The sequence below is a fragment of the Kiloniella sp. genome (genome assembly GCF_965205715.1).
Taxonomy (GTDB): Bacteria; Pseudomonadota; Alphaproteobacteria; order Kiloniellales; family Kiloniellaceae; genus Kiloniella.
The window spans coordinates 1,533,372-1,548,091 of the sequence record NZ_CBDBHW010000014.1 but is presented as its reverse complement, the minus strand read 5'-3'; the positions used below and the strand labels follow the sequence as shown (position 1 = coordinate 1,548,091).

General features: G+C 45.2%; 11 protein-coding genes and 1 pseudogene. 4 read left to right on the top strand and 8 right to left on the bottom strand.

Annotated features, from left to right (window positions below):
• Positions 1–8 precede the first annotated feature (8 nt).
• A complete protein-coding gene (locus ACOGW3_RS24495) occupies positions 9–815 on the bottom strand; it encodes a DUF2189 domain-containing protein (RefSeq protein ID WP_419905335.1) in 807 nt (268 codons plus the stop codon).
• A 196-nt stretch (positions 816–1,011) separates the two neighbouring features.
• Here ACOGW3_RS24495 and tnpA point away from each other — a divergent pair, with 196 nt between their 5' ends.
• Positions 1,012–1,446, top strand: coding sequence for an IS200/IS605 family transposase (gene tnpA, locus ACOGW3_RS24490; protein WP_419901154.1), 435 nt, complete (start codon positions 1,012–1,014; stop codon positions 1,444–1,446).
• A gap of 131 nt (positions 1,447–1,577) precedes the next feature.
• Here tnpA and ACOGW3_RS24485 read toward each other — a convergent pair whose 3' ends face one another.
• On the bottom strand, positions 1,578–3,149 hold the full coding sequence (locus ACOGW3_RS24485) for an ATP-binding protein (protein WP_419905334.1): 1,572 nt from the start codon (positions 3,147–3,149) through the stop codon (positions 1,578–1,580).
• Positions 3,150–3,764: 615 nt separating this feature from the next.
• Between ACOGW3_RS24485 and ACOGW3_RS24480 the strand changes: the two genes are divergently transcribed.
• Positions 3,765–4,220: a hypothetical protein gene (locus ACOGW3_RS24480; RefSeq protein ID WP_419905333.1), complete on the top strand. Its 456-nt coding sequence runs from the start codon at positions 3,765–3,767 to the stop codon at positions 4,218–4,220.
• Between the two features lie 26 nt (positions 4,221–4,246).
• Here ACOGW3_RS24480 and ACOGW3_RS24475 read toward each other — a convergent pair whose 3' ends face one another.
• Positions 4,247–5,512 carry a DUF711 family protein gene (locus ACOGW3_RS24475; protein WP_419905332.1) on the bottom strand — a complete coding sequence of 422 codons (1,266 nt, stop codon included), beginning with the start codon at positions 5,510–5,512 and terminating at the stop codon, positions 4,247–4,249.
• Between the two features lie 571 nt (positions 5,513–6,083).
• On the opposite strand from ACOGW3_RS24475, the gene ACOGW3_RS24470 reads away from it, so the two are divergent.
• Positions 6,084–7,934, top strand: a complete 1,851-nt coding sequence (locus tag ACOGW3_RS24470; protein ID WP_419905331.1) for a BCCT family transporter — start codon at positions 6,084–6,086, stop codon at positions 7,932–7,934.
• Between the two features lie 134 nt (positions 7,935–8,068).
• Here the strand turns inward: ACOGW3_RS24470 and ACOGW3_RS24465 are convergent, their stop codons facing one another.
• From ACOGW3_RS24465 to ACOGW3_RS24445, 5 genes and pseudogenes are all read right to left on the bottom strand, one after another.
• Positions 8,069–8,323 carry an Hpt domain-containing protein gene (locus tag ACOGW3_RS24465; RefSeq protein ID WP_419905988.1) on the bottom strand — a complete coding sequence of 85 codons (255 nt, stop codon included), beginning with the start codon at positions 8,321–8,323 and terminating at the stop codon, positions 8,069–8,071.
• Between the two features lie 279 nt (positions 8,324–8,602).
• A pseudogene (locus tag ACOGW3_RS24460) lies at positions 8,603–9,715 on the bottom strand (ATP-binding protein); the annotation flags it as partial.
• 104 nt (positions 9,716–9,819) lie between these two features.
• A complete protein-coding gene (gene istB / locus ACOGW3_RS24455; RefSeq protein WP_419901088.1) occupies positions 9,820–10,632 on the bottom strand; it encodes an IS21-like element helper ATPase IstB in 813 nt (270 codons plus the stop codon).
• On the bottom strand, positions 10,629–12,137 hold the full coding sequence (istA, locus tag ACOGW3_RS24450) for an IS21 family transposase (protein WP_419901087.1): 1,509 nt from the start codon (positions 12,135–12,137) through the stop codon (positions 10,629–10,631). The genes istB and istA overlap by 4 nt, the downstream gene beginning before the upstream one ends.
• Before the next feature lie 123 nt (positions 12,138–12,260).
• Entirely contained in the window at positions 12,261–13,229 is a 969-nt protein-coding gene (locus tag ACOGW3_RS24445) for a PAS-domain containing protein (protein ID WP_419905330.1), read from the bottom strand.
• A 305-nt stretch (positions 13,230–13,534) separates the two neighbouring features.
• Between ACOGW3_RS24445 and ACOGW3_RS24440 the strand changes: the two genes are divergently transcribed.
• Positions 13,535–14,704, top strand: a complete 1,170-nt coding sequence (locus ACOGW3_RS24440; RefSeq protein ID WP_419905329.1) for an acetyl-CoA acetyltransferase — start codon at positions 13,535–13,537, stop codon at positions 14,702–14,704.
• The last annotated feature ends 16 nt before the right edge of the window (positions 14,705–14,720 follow it).

Below are 14,720 nucleotides of genomic sequence, written 5' to 3'. Positions count from 1 at the left end.
CCATGCTATCAATTAGTAGGGTCAGCTACTACTTTGCGATAGAGATGCCATGTTGCGTGACCTAGGACGGGGAGAACAATGAGCAGGCCAACTAGGCCCGTTAAGAGGGATAAAACAATAAGGCTTGCGATTGTTACACACCAAACAGCCATGGGGACGGGGTTCTTCATAACCATGCGCACGGATGTAACCATGGCGGTAACAAAGTCGACGTCCCGATGATAAAGCATGGGAAAGGATACGGCCGAGAATGAAAAAACAATAAAGGCTATCACCGCTCCCACTGTATTACCAACGAGAAGGAATAGGGCGCCTTTGGGGGTTGTTAGTATCTGGGTAACCAATTCCGGGATGCCGACGAGTTTAAACCCAAAGAAGCTAAGGGTGATAAACGCAGCCATGTCGATCCATATGAAAAGCGAAAAGCCAGTGACGAGCGCCATCCAACCGAGATCACGGCTGAACATGGATTTGACGACGCCAAAAGCTTTTCCCCAACTCAGGGGATTGTCTTCTTCTAATTGATGGGAAATGAAATAAAATCCACAGGCAATAAAGGGGGCTATAAGGGCGAAACCGATGGCCAAGGGGTACACTAGATAAGGTAGACCGAGTTCAAAGAGTAAAATAATCAAAAGCCAACCGCCGATAGCATATATGCTACCAAAAAAGAGGCCGTACTTTGCCGTCGCCAGGAAATCCGCAAATCCGGCTGATAAAATTTCAGGAATGATGCGAACGTTAACATCCCTGACTACAGGCCAATTTGATTTTTTTGTTGCTGTGGTTGAAGCCGATGTAGGCTTGTTGTCCATTACCCGATTACTCCCTGTTTTGGTTGCTAGAATTTCTGGCTTTATGGCGAGCGCATGTCTTAATTCTAGATTAGGCTATTATTCTTAATTTAATCCGGTAAACCCCCGGCTATGCCGGGGGACTCTCAATGGTTTGACCGTTCCCACGGTCTTACATTTCTTTGTTTATTGACCAAAATAACAAAGGAATTAGCCGATGAGAGATTACAAAAGCCTTGCACATACGAGATGGGATTGTAAATACCACGTGGTTTTCATCCCTAAACGCAGGCAAAAAGTTATCTATGGCAACCTACGTCAGTATCTTGGTGAAATTTTCCATGAACTGGCCGGGCATCGCGAAAGTAAGATTGAGGAGGGCCATTTGATGCCGGATCACATTCACATGTGTATCAGCATACCGCCCAAACATGCTGTTTCAAAAGTCGTTGGATACCTAAAAGGAAAAAGCGCGATTGCCATAGCTCGAAAATTCAAAAATAAAGCACGGAATTTCAAGGGTGAAAATTTTTGGGCCCGTGGATATTTCGTCTCAACTGTAGGGCTCGATGAACAGATGGTGAGGGAGTATATCAGAACGCAAGAAGAGCGTGATAAGTACTTTGACCAAATGGATATATTCAATCCATAACCGCTTTAGCGGTTCCCAATTTGCCCCTTTAAGGGGCTCACCCGCTTAAGCCCCCGGCTTTGCCGGGGGTCATTTAACTTTTGTAGGGATAATTTGTTGTGAATTCTGAAGAGTGCTCAATATTGCTGTATTCAGGCCGCTCCACTGATTGGAGTTATCATAGAAGGCAAGTGCACATAAAAGGTCGTGCCTCTCCCGACTTTACTGTCGATCTCTAAGTGTCCACCGTGGGCTTCAGTCAGAGATTTGATAATTGATAATCCCAAGCCAATGCCATCTTGAGATACATGTGGATCGCTTTCCAGTCGGGTAAAAGGCTTTAGGAGGATTGCCAGATGGTCATCGTCAATCCCCGGGCCATTGTCTTCGACGCTCAGGGTTATTGCCTCGTTTGATTGGGTGAGTGCAATGTTTACCTGACCTTTCTCCGGGGTGAATTTTGCAGCATTTGATAATAGATTCAGGATGATTTGCTGCAAAGCACGCTCGTCGGCCAAAATGGGGGGGAGCCTTTTGGGAAGGGAGAGAGAAACTGCGATGTTTGCTTGGTCGAATGATGGTTTTACCGATTTATGGCATGAGGTGATAAGCCGTGTAAGGTTAACGGTTTCCTTTATTAGGCTTTTGTCTCCGGCCTCTAAATTCGATATTTCAAGAATATCGCTTATGAGAGAGAGCAAGTTCGTGCCTGAGTTATGAATATCTTTTGCGTAATCGAGATACTTTTCTGTACCAAGGGGGCCAAAACTTTGACTAACCAGGATCTCACTAAAGCCCAGTATCGCATTTAAGGGGGTGCGAAGTTCGTGACTCATTGTTGCAAGAAAAGATGCTTTGGTTCGATTGGCTTTTTCAGCTTCGTTTAAGGCTTCTTTCAGATCGATTTCGGCTAGTTTTGTCTTGGTAATATCCTGAACTGTGCCATAGGATCTAACAATCTGACTGGCTTCATTTCTGGTTGCTTGGCCTATTTCCCGAAGGTAGACGATGCTGCCGTCTTTTTTGTAGATGCGAAACTCGACTTCATAACGGTCAGTCGTCCCATCGTAAAAGTGAGATTTATAGTTATATTCTTTTAAATCATCGGGATGTACATGCTTTAGATCTTTTTGAACGGTCCAGGCGCCATGGCAAAGATCATTCTCGTGCATTTCGTAGAGTTGGAGCAATTCCGGCGAATAATAAGTCGCTCTGTCCAAGACATCATCCCATTCCCAAAAGCCGAGTTCTGATACCGCTACTGCCTGAGATAGGCGCCGTTGATTTTTTCTGAGCTTATCAGAGAGATCTTTTTGTAGTTCCACGGCCTTGGTTCGATTGAGTGTTCGCTCTAAAATCGCGGGCAGAACCTTAAAGAAGACGTCCTGGGGGTCTTTGTTGATATAACAAGTGACACCAACTCGTAGGGCCTCTGCTGCCAGAACCTCTGTTTCGGTAGAGGTTATATAGACGGTCTGTAAATCGGGGTATTTAGATAGAAACTCTTTAATAAGGCTAATGCCTGGTCTATCGGGCAGGGTGTGGTTGACGATTACCAAAGATGCTGGGGATTGCTCTTGATGCAGGAGGGCTTTAACCGCGCTTTGCTCTACAGATACCGAATAGCCCAAGGGCTTGAGCGCAGAAATAAGTGTTTTTGCAAAAGCTAAATCATCATCGACAAGAAGAATTGTTATGGGTGTTGTCGGGGGATTTATTGCCATGAAAAATAACCTTCATCGCGATCCGCTACACTAGCCAAGTGAGGGTTGGTATTGTCGTAAACTGAGAACACTGTTGATCCCTACCCACAGTTTGTGGGTTTAGAACAGGGCCGTAATGTTCTGAGAGAAAGAAACGGATTTAAATCCGAATGAAGAAATGAAATCGTTACCATTTTATACCCACCACTACCTAACTCTTAGGGTGAAAAAATACCAATTAAAGGTTAATATTACATTAGGTATAAACAAATCCATTCCCGAATAGAACGCGAGAAAGCCGAGGTCACTCTGAGGTCCGTAGGGGGGAGCTAGTTGTTTTTAAATATTTATTACGCTAGTTGCGAATCGTTCTTGACTGAGTTGGTTGCTTTTCTTATTAATATGTAGATCTGCAATAGAACGGATACGCGCATAAAATAATACGCGCAAAAAAATACGCGCAAAAAAATACGCCAGGACATTACCAATAGATATCGGACCAAGTCTCTGCCTCTGGCAAGGAAATGGGATCGACCGTGATGAGCCTGAAAGATTCAAATGACCTGCCTTAATACAAATGGCCAGCCCAAATGGCCTCAAAAGACCTCGAGTTTTCCCTTGAAGAATTACTCATTTATGCCTTCTGAACTTTTGGTTTTAGAAATGTTACGCCTTTATTGTCAGAGCTATTCTGATCCAACCAGTCATGCGTGGGAGAAGGTGTTTGAGCTGGGTGAGGATGAGTTTGGTCTTTATGACGGCGCATGGATAGTAGCTGCGGTTGGTGGTTTCATTCGGGCAATTCGAAACAGCCGCAGAACGTCCTTCGAATTTATTGTTTCCTGCTGTCCTTCTTGCCGCCAGCAGATATGTACAACAGAGCTAAACGCTCTTTGGCTGGTTCAAGCCGCGCGAACTGAAAATGCTGTTGCGATGCAAACCGCAGCGGTATTGACTTTGGATGGCCACGATACTCGGAAATTGTTGTTAAAGGCGCAACACCTAGGCTCTGTCCTGCGGGAAACGTTTCCTGAAGAACGTCTCTACCGTTATAAGTCTTCGATAACAGGTAACCCGGGATCTACCCATTAGCCTTACTTTAGAACCCTGGAAAATTTTTAAGGCACTGCCATAACAGCGCAGTTGCAGAGATCATCACTTTCAAAAGCCGTGAGGTCACCTGCATGCAATCCGGGCACAGGAAAAAGCCGCACAGTGAGGGGCTTGTTCAAGCGAAAGGCCATTGTACCTGTATCGCGCATGATGGCGGTGATTTTTTCAAGGGGGGTGTCTCCGGGAATGGGCACGGTATCAAGGCCAATTCCGCAAACGGCACTGAAGGTTAACAAGGATTGGATATCAAAATTTGATTTTCTAGTACCTTCTGCGAGGCCTTCATCTTCTGTAACGGCAAGCATTAAGCCTGAAAATCCAACCAGATCGACGCCTTGTATCGATTTGAAGACCCTGGTCAGAAGAGAGGAGGCTTCCACAGTACCTGCGGCACCAAAGTATTCCACCCCCATAAGTTCGTACACCTCTGCCAAAGATGCACAGTCTTTTGAAGGGGCTGCCGAGCTATCAATGCCGGCAAAGGAAAAACCTTCGCTCCCATCCAAATGATTGATAATGGATAGGATTTGAGAAACGTGATGTTGAAGCCCCGTGCTCATGGCATCAAAATAACCCTTAAAGCCTGTGTTATGGTCTAATTCCGGATGGGTTTTATTGAACACTTTGAGTGCATGAACAAGTAAATCAGGCGTTTCCAAGCCAACGACAAAGCAGTTACCGCGTTCTCTTTGATGGTAACCAGCAGGAAAGTAAGGAATAAGAGGTTCACAGTTGAAGTTTACCGTGAAGTTGAAATTTCCTTCGCCTCTTGGCGTTAATCGACTGATTTCTTTTACAGCTTTAGCAGAATGAGTGATGAGATCGTTGTTTAGGACACCATGTTTGTCGAGATCGATGTTCACGCAAGCATTGCAAAGGTCTCCGTAACTCTGGATTAATCTCGGCAGGAGGGCTATTTCGTGAGCGGTTTTTGCCTCTCCTATGGCAAACCTAATCCTTAGATCGGTCTTGGGTTCGGCTTTTAATATGTCGCTGATGTAAGCTAAATCAGCTTCGGTTGCTTCAATGGAGGAAGTATTCAGGTATTCGCCAAATGGGTTCGTAACAATTCTAATGGTTTGTACTGTATAGCCATTTTCTGAAAAGGTTGCCGCAAGTTCTCCGCAAAATGTTGAAGCTTTTGCTATTTCATCGCTCCATGCCACGCGATCTTTATCCAGTACCAAAAAGGCGGTCACCGTTCTGATACGGCAAAGGTCCTTATTTTCAAAACCTGCTCTAGAATGCTCTGAGGAAAATGGCATTTTCATAGGGATACCCTTCACGATTACTCGCTGATTTTTAAAAGAGTTCTGATTATGAGAGAGGGTATGGAGGGAAGACAAGAGGCTTGATAAGCCTGTTTCAATTGAACGCTGTCAAATTGAAACCGTACAATCGAGAGATTGTAATTCCTATTCTTCATGGGAAATTTAAACGTTAAATAGTGATTTGGTTTAAGCCAAACATACTAAATCCCATGACAAATAATCATGGGATTTAGGCGTTAAAATGATTTGGAAATTCGTATCAAATACCGTCAGTGTTGTATTGCGGTTTAAAAGTTACTTCAGAAAAATTGAAATTTACTTAAAAAGTATGAATTTGACTGAAATTTAATTGTGCGTGAATACTTACGCGTTGCGTAAGTTTGTGTAAGTTCGAAAAACTTAGTGGCAGACATCGTATTGGATTTCAGGACGTGGCGTCGCTTTTGGCGCAATGGGGTCGTGATAGTCACAATGAGGTCTCTTTTAAACAAGTGAAGTCGCATCTGGAGGATTTTAAATCAACTAGAAAGCGTACAAGGCTCGACAAGAAAAACTAAAACGGGGAGTAACCATGTCAATAAAACCACCATTTACGGAGCTTGAGATTAAGAAAGCTTCATCGGGATTTTATGAGGGACATAGTGTCCCCATTGCCCTAATTAGTAAGATTAGCATGACCTTATTGGTGATCTGGGCCCTGGCCTGGCCTGGAAATGCTAACAGTGTGTTATCATCTATTAACTCCAGTGTGTTGAACAGCTTCAATACCTTTTATATTATTGCAGTGGGTGGGTTTGCATTCTTCCTCTTTGTGATCGCCTTGTTACCTGCTACGGGGAAAAAGGTATTGGGTGGCGCAGGGGTGAAACCTGAATTCTCCAACTTCTCCTGGTTCTCGATGATGTTTGGTGCAGGCCTCGGTGTCGGACTGATGGTTTTTGCAACGGCGGAACCTATCGGTCTTTGGGGCTCAAACCCTGTCATCCTAGATGGCGATGTAGTTGGGAAAACTGAAGAAGCTGTAGGGGCTGCTTATCGCTACACTTTCCTTCACTATGGCTTTCATGCCTGGGCAATTTATGTAACGACTGGTCTGTGTCTCGCTTATTACGCCTATACCCGTGATATGCCCCTGACCATCCGTTCTGCCCTAACACCGCTTTTCGGTAAGGCAATTAACGGTCCTCTTGGCCATGTCGTTGATGTCCTCGGCGTTGTTGCTACGATCTTGGGTGTTTCAGTAACTATTGGGTTCGGCGTTAGTCAGTTTGTTGATGGCGTCTATGCTGTCACGGATTTTCAGTGGTTGATGAACGGTGATGCTGAAGCTCCTAAACCAAGTACAGTTGGGCTGCTTGCGGCATTGATTGTAGTGATGGGAATGTCAATCCTGTCAGCCGTATCTGGGGTGGGCAAAGGGATTAAATATCTTTCAAATCTTAATCTTGTATTGTCAATCATTCTACTTTTGACCTTTGTTGTCTTTGGTTCGTTTGCTTTCGCCATGACTACCTTTGGTTCCAGCCTGGTTGATTACATCCTGAACTTCACTCAAATGTCATTTGGGGCTTATGGACCACAATCAGCAGAGGCGTTTAATGCGGTACTTCCAGAGATTGCTAAGTCTCTACCTGCGGAAGACATCGCCTCTATTTATAGCGGTGCTACCAATGCCTGGGGCTCACTTGATGGTTTCAAAGAAGCTTTACCCGCTTCTGTAATTGCTCTGGAAAATTCTGATCAGCTGGCGGTTGCCCTTTATGAAGCTGGAACACAGGGCCGTCAGTTTGGCTGGCAAGCGGGTTGGACCACGTTCTATTGGGCCTGGTGGATTGCTTTCTCACCTTTCGTTGGTTTGTTCCTGGCACGAATTTCAAAGGGTCGTTCCGTTCGTGAGTTCATTATTGGTTGTGTGATTGCGCCTGCAATCGTTTGCTTCCTTTGGATGACCATCCTCGGCGGTACCGCGATTGATCTCGAGTTAAGTGGTGTTGCTGAAGGCACAATCACTGGTGCTTCTAATACCGCTAAATTGTTCGTAACTCTCAGCCATATGATTTCCGGCGGGTTCCTTTCGGGCCTAACGATCATGTGTGTGGTCCTGATTATGACCTTCCTGGTTACCTCTGCTGACTCTGGAATTTTGGTGATGAACACCATCATGTCTGGTGGCGAGCAGGAAACAGGTATCAAACACCGGATCATCTGGGGTGTGATATTGACGAGCGTTATCGGTGCTTTGATCATTGCTGGTAATAGCGGTGCGGAGGCCAATCCTTTTGGTGCCTTGCAAAATGCCATGATCATTGGGGCATTGCCCTTTACCGTGGTGATGGTCTTGATGGTTGTTTCTCTGGCAAAAGCGCTTTATCGCGATAACCTTCGGGCTAAAACAAGTGAGAGCCTGCAACCCGCTGAATAAAGTGGGTGAGCCGGTATTATAAAATAGAGAAGCCACGCAATAATGCGTGGCTTCTTTTCTTTGTGATAGAATTCAAGGTGATAAATTAGTGCGCCAAGGTTCGTACTGAATAATTAAATTGCAGGCGGTATGTTCTAGTCCATCTTGCCTTTCCACCAGGTAATGGTTTCGGATCCGGTTTTTTCCAGCGCTGGAAAGAGGGCTACTGCAGCAGAGTTATCCTTGGACAACCCCTCCATTTCTTTTGCGATAGCTGCCAGTCGGGGTGCAAACATCGAACCTGCAGTCCCCATTATCGTATGAGCGGCTAAATAGATTGCATCGCTGTCTTGTGTTTCGAGAGCCGCCTGTAGGTTTCCCATGTGAGTAGTAATGGTTTCTGGTGCCATTCCTAGTAACTCTGCGAGGACTTCATCGCCGATTTGCGAGCGAATTTCTTCTAATTCTTTTTCAGAGCCAATAGGGTGCTCTTCATTTATAATTATCGACACGTTGTTATGTACCTCAGATCTATCAACAGAAGTATTTTCTTCTGTATCGAGTGTATTTGAAAACGGGGTTAAACTGTCAACATCTGAAAATTTATTGAGAGAAATTGTGGTTTCTTCCTTTTTAGATTCAAGCCTTTCTTGATCTATTAAGTTGAAGCATTTCATTATTGCATTTTTGAGTTGATATTCGGTAAATGGTTTGGAGAGGACATCGGTCATACCTAGGCTGCGAAAATGTTTATGCCTATCGCTAAAGGCCTCTGCTGTCAGGCCGATGATCGGTATGTCAGGTTGGAAATCGCCTTTTCTTATCTTTTTCGTGGCTTCCAGGCCGTCCATTTTTGGCATATGGACGTCCATTAAAATCAGATCTATATCCTCGTACTTTAAGGCATTTATGGCCTGGAGACCATTTTGAGCAAGGTAGGCCTTGTGGCCAAATTTCTCGATGAAGGCTTTCACAATCATGGCATTGACCATGTTGTCTTCGGCGACGAGTATATTGAGTGACGGGCAATTCAGTATGTCTAGGGAGCTGTTTTCTGTATTCACTTCGTTGATTTCTTCACTACTCGGTAATGGACAGGGGAGAATGAAGTTAAAGCAACTGCCAGAATTTAGCGTGCTCGTTACGGAGATCGTGCCGCCGAGCATTTCGACGAGGCTCTTTACGATAGACAAACCTAATCCTGTGCCGCCAAATTTTCGGGTAATGGAGTTATCTTCTTGGGTAAAAGGAGTGAATATTGTTTCCAGTTGGTCTTCGGATATACCTGTTCCTGTATCTGTGACAGAAAAAGAGAATACTTTGCTAGGAGTATCTTTGAAGGGATATTCAAGAGCAGTACAACGTGGGTCTTCACTGCTTAATTCTTCTAGCGAGAGGGTGATACTACCGCTTAGGGTAAATTTGATCGCGTTGCTTAGCAGGTTTGTTAATATTTGGCGGAGGCGTGTTCTGTCCGTCTTGATAAATAGGTCAGTATCGTCTTTTTTGTGACATTCGAAGCTAAGGCTATGCTCGTCAGCTAGTGTCATTAGTGGAGAGATCGTAGTGTCGAGAAAACCATGTAAGTTAAAAGTTGTGAATTCTAATTCGACACTACCTGCTTCAATTTTACTCATATCAAGAATATTATTGATGATTTCAAGCAGGTTTTGACCTGATGTAATTATGGTATCTAGTTTGGTCTGCTGTTCATCATCTAATTTTGATCCTGATAACAGTTGAGACATTCCGATTACACCGTTTAGAGGTGTGCGGATTTCATGACTCATTGCAGAAAGAAAGTTGGATTTGGCTTGTGTTGCCTCTTGTGTAGAGCGTCAACCACTTTGTCCGGTTGCGTCAACCACCTTGGCCGCTTTTGATGCGGCTGTGATCTGACGTTTATTTACGATGCTTCAGGCATATTTTTCACCTTTTTGTTTGTGGTTTTCCGCAACATTTTTTTGAGATTTTGGGCGGCTTCCCATTGTCTGTAGCTGTCGATATTCATCTCAAGAATGGTTGAGTGGTGAACAAGACGATCGATTGCTGCAACGGTCATGGCCTTATCTTGAAAAATATTGTCCCATCCGCTAAAAGGTTGATTGGCAGCAATTGCAATACTTCGGTACTCATATCGTCTGGCGATCAATTCAAAGAGCACGGATGTTTCAGATATATCCCTTTGTGCATAGGTAATATCATCGAGAATGATGAGATCAAATTTATCGAGTTTTGCGAGGGCGTTTTCGAGCATAAGTTCACGTCTGGCAGCCTGGAGTTTTTGCACCAGATCACTGGTTTGCGTATAGAGCACACGGTATCCAGCCTCTATAAGAGCATAACCTACGGCGCATAGGAGATGAGTTTTTCCTCCCCCTGAATTTCCAATGGCAATCAGATTTGCTCTTGCGTCAATCCAGTCACCGGCAGACAAGGCTTCGACCTGCGCCTTTTTCACGTTAGGCAGCCGCTTGAAGTTAAAAGTGGCCAGAGTTTTTCCGCCCAGCAGGTTTGATGCGTTGAGATGGCGTTGAATGCGTCGCGTGTCCCTTTCGGCCAATTCATATTCGGCCAAAACGGCAAGGAACCTGGCTGCTGACCAGCCCTCCTTGTCGGATTGGATTGCGATATCTTGCCAGTGTTTGTGAAAGCTGGGTAATCGTAAGTCAGTTAGCATAAGAGGCAGCTTGTGCTGATCCACTTCAATGTTTGTCATGCCCGATCCTCCAACAGAGTATCAAAGACTGATAATGAAGGTTGAACCACGGGAATATCAGGAGGTAAATCCGTGTTCTTTTTTGTGATATTCAGCTTAAGTTTTTTTGCGCAAGGTAGCCTTCCTGCATTGATTTCTCTCGAAATCAGGTGCGCGACTTCGGCCTCACAAGCCTCTTCGTGCGCAAGGAAAAGTATCCCAACCATCTGACGACACGCATCTCTGCGGGACAACTTTTTCTGAAACAATGTCCAGGCCAGGGAGTACTCGGTTCTTGGAAAAATACTGTCACGATAAATAGAATTGGCGAGTGCCTGAGGTTTACGTTTGAGAGCATGAATGACGTGATGATAATTGATAACATGAATGCGGGGGCCTTTGCCGTGCCCCCGCTCACGAGAATGGCTGACGACATGAGTGCTGCCTAGATAGGCTTCTATCCGGTTATCGTAAATATGGACACGCAAGCGTTGACCAATTAGGCGAGAAGGGGCGCTATAAAAAACCTGCTTAACTAAAAAACCACTTGTTTTGGTAACTCTCGACACGACTTCAGTGTAATCTGTTGTTCGCCGAGGAGGTAACGCCTTGAGAGATTTCAACTCTGTTTGGATATCTTGGTCACGATGTTTGTTCCGTCTAGCAATCAGCTCGTCCAAAAATCGCCGATACTCATCCAAAGTGTCAAAGTCATTACTGCCACGCAAAATCAGGGCCTGCTTTATCGCAGTCTTAAGGTGACCGTGGTGAGATTCAATGGCACCGTTCTCGTGTGATTCCCCTCTGTTATTTCGACTGGCCTCCATACCGTAGTGCTCAACAAAAGCAGAATAACGTTTGGTAATGTCCTCCTTTTCCTCAACGCTCAAATTCCGAAAGGCCGCAGACAGGCTGTCGGTCCGGTGGTTTTCAGGAGCGCCCCCCAAGGACCAAAGCGCATTTTGTAAGTTCTCCGCAAGGGCTGTAAAACTCTCACCGCCAAGTACGACCCCAACATGTTCCCATCGGCTATATACCAGAACAAAATGATAGAGCCGATGCACCAAAGGATCTCCTGCAATGGTAATACTTAAGTCGGCTGCATCCGTGAAATCTGATTGGCCCATGTAACCCGGCTCAGGTGTTTGCCTGAAAATGATATCCTTTTCAGGGCCATTCAGAGCCCGCCATCCCCGAACTCGGCGCTCTAACGTGCGCTTGACACGGTCATCGGGAAAACGGAGCGGATAGAGGCTCTGTATGTGGCGCAACAAAGTAATGGGTTTGACCGAGTTGTCTTTATCCAAAATGGGAAGGATGTCCTTATCCCAGATATCTTCAAGCGGATCAGAAACTGTTCGCCCTCGCTTTATATTGCGTTGTGACGGTAAAGTCGCATCAACGTCAAATCGGCGGGCCGTGCGTTCGCTAAACCCTGCGCGGGCAGCGGCGGTTCGTTGACCATGAGTTTTTCTATCTGTCATGTAAAGTCTCAGTTGTTCATCTGTGATAAATTTATACGGCAAACAGGTTCCTCCAATTACATCTAGAGGTTCCTAATTTATCAACTCACAGCAGCTTGTAACTAACACCAAATTAAGCCTTGGCCGGTGGATCTGATTATCAAACGGGCACGCCATTTTTAATGATCAGATCCACCGGCCAAGGTGGTTGTCGCAACCGGCCAAGGTTATTGTCGCTGAACACTCTTGGGCGGTTAAAGAAGCAATCTCTAATGCCTTGGTTTGTTCTAGCAGGCGTTCATTCACGCTGAATAAAGTCGTTTGGTTTTCTTTGAGTTCGGTAATATCGGTTCTTACTGCAACAAGCCCTCCACCATGGGTCGGTTTTTCACTGATTTTGAGCCATCGTCCATTGGGAAGTTGCCGTTCAATATCTCCGCGAGGAATGTTTGATCTGTTGTTTTTACGTGTTCCATGGGCGAATTTACTTGCTATCCGTCCGACCTTTTCCCAATAGACCTCTAGGACTTCAAAACGATCAGATCCTGGCACTAAGAGGTGAGCTACCTCTGGATAAAGTTCTCTATGACGGGCATTGCAGTAAATCATTTTACCGTTGGGGTCATAGAGGACAAAGCCCTCATTAATATCGTCTATGGCAGAGAGAACCTGTCGGTTCAGGTGCATTATTTCATTAAGTGTTGTCGGTAGAGCAGCAGAATTGTCAAAAGAGAAAATCAGGGTTCCATCTTGAAGTTCAGAACGTGTACTTGATATCCTGAGTTTACCGAGCCCTGTTAAATCAAGAGTCGATAATTCTCCTTGCCTGTGAGCATAAAGACGCTGGCTCCATTCATCTCGTTGTGTGACCGAAAAATCCGCACCTTCGCGCAGTACAAGTTCTTGTATGAGAACCTGGTATTTGGCGCCAACTTCTATGAAGTTGGCTATAGAGGGGAAATAATCTTTGAAGTTTTCGCTGTAATTTGTGAGATTTCCATTGGTATTAAAAATAGCAAATGCGTTAGTTGTGGGAGCACCTTCTGTTCCCCCTTCAGGCATTGGGCGTAAAGAAACAACCTCATTTGTTGAGGCTCCATTTTCGGAGGCATTTTTATTCGAGGTTAAATTCTTTGGCGACGCCTTTTGCTCCATTCCAGCATTAATTAGATTTCAAGAATTGTTAAAAAAACTTGAGTCTAATCTTGTGATTTATTTTTGAGGCAACTCTATCATATTCAAGGCTGTCACAACTTTAATAAGAATTATTTAACTTGGCTCAAGTTCTGTGGCTTTAGTATATGGCAATTTGAAATATGTCATATTTAAGTGATGGTGCGTTGCAGCAAAGGTTCTTGGTTTCAAGGAAAATTGTGATAGGCTGTGGGCGATAGAACGGATCCGTTCACAAAAAATATAAATAAAAATCATAAAAATATTCAAAACCACGGGAGATCATTATGTCGGCTTGTATCGTAGGCTGGGCGCATACGCCTTTTGGTAAACATACAGAAGAAGATGTTGAAAGCCTTATAACTCAAGTATCTCGTGGTGCCTTGGAAGATGCGCAACTCTCCGCGAGTGATGTTGATGAGGTCGTGCTTGGTACTTTTAATGAAGGTTTTTCCCCGCAAGGTTTTCCAGCATCGCTGATCTTACAGGCGGATGAAGGATTACGCTTTAAACCTGCTGTTCGGGTTGAAAATGCCTGCGCTACAGGATCTGCTGCCATTCACCATGGCCTGCGGGCGATTGAATCTGGGCAAGCACGAATGGTGTTGGTGGTTGGGGTCGAGAAAATGACAGCCTTACCTGGGCCAGAGATCGGTAACACGCTTCTTAAAGCAGCTTATCTCAAGGAAGAGGGGGATATTAGAGGTGGTTTTGCAGGGGTTTTTGCCCATATTTGCGACCTTTATTATCAGCGTCATGGGCATCAGGGGGACGCACTGGCAGGTATTGCTGCGAAGAACCATGCCAATGGCGTACACAATCCATTGGCGCAAATTCGTAAAGACCTTGGATATGATTTTTGTCGCACTTTATCTGATAAAAACCCGTCCGTGGTTGGTAATTTAAAACGTACTGATTGTTCTTTGGTATCCGATGGAGCCGCCGCAATTGTGTTGGCTGACGAAGAAACGGCCCGTACCATGAAGCGGGCGGTTCGGTTTAAGGCCGCGACCCAGGTTAGTGATTATCTGCCCATGAGCAAACGCGACATCATTCGTTTTGAAGGCTGTACCAAGGCGTGGCAGCAGGCTTTGCAAAAGGCTGGTGTAACGTTGGATGATCTGTCCTTTGTCGAAACCCATGACTGTTTCACAATTGCGGAATTGATCGAGTACGAAGCCATGGGCCTAACACCTCCAGGCCAAGGTTTTCGGGCGCTTGAAGAGGGCTGGGTTTATCCGGATGGCAAACTTCCGGTTAATTTGTCAGGTGGCCTGAAAGCCAAGGGACATCCGGTTGGGGCAACAGGTGTGTCCATGCACGTGCTTTCGGCGATGCAGCTTACGGGGGCGGCCGCACCTGAAATCCAATTGGCTAATCCAAAAATGGCTGGGATCTACAACATGGGGGGGGCAGCCGTGGCCAGTTATGTTTCGATACTGGAGCCCCTGATATAAGGCAGGCTTCAAGGAT

Bases quoted from the DNA above. Each gene is read 5' to 3' on its own strand.
- ACOGW3_RS24465 (WP_419905988.1), bottom strand. From the start codon at position 8,323: ATGGCACCAGAAACCATTACTACTCACATGGGAAACCTACAGGCGGCT.
- ACOGW3_RS24445 (WP_419905330.1), bottom strand. From the start codon at position 13,229: ATGGAGCAAAAGGCGTCGCCAAAGAATTTAACCTCGAATAAAAATGCC.
- ACOGW3_RS24440 (WP_419905329.1), top strand. From the start codon at position 13,535: ATGTCGGCTTGTATCGTAGGCTGGGCGCATACGCCTTTTGGTAAACAT.
- tnpA (WP_419901154.1), top strand. From the start codon at position 1,012: ATGAGAGATTACAAAAGCCTTGCACATACGAGATGGGATTGTAAATAC.
- ACOGW3_RS24485 (WP_419905334.1), bottom strand. From the start codon at position 3,149: ATGGCAATAAATCCCCCGACAACACCCATAACAATTCTTCTTGTCGAT.
- istB (WP_419901088.1), bottom strand. From the start codon at position 10,632: ATGACAAACATTGAAGTGGATCAGCACAAGCTGCCTCTTATGCTAACT.
- ACOGW3_RS24470 (WP_419905331.1), top strand. From the start codon at position 6,084: ATGTCAATAAAACCACCATTTACGGAGCTTGAGATTAAGAAAGCTTCA.
- ACOGW3_RS24495 (WP_419905335.1), bottom strand. From the start codon at position 815: ATGGACAACAAGCCTACATCGGCTTCAACCACAGCAACAAAAAAATCA.
- ACOGW3_RS24480 (WP_419905333.1), top strand. From the start codon at position 3,765: ATGCCTTCTGAACTTTTGGTTTTAGAAATGTTACGCCTTTATTGTCAG.
- ACOGW3_RS24475 (WP_419905332.1), bottom strand. From the start codon at position 5,512: ATGAAAATGCCATTTTCCTCAGAGCATTCTAGAGCAGGTTTTGAAAAT.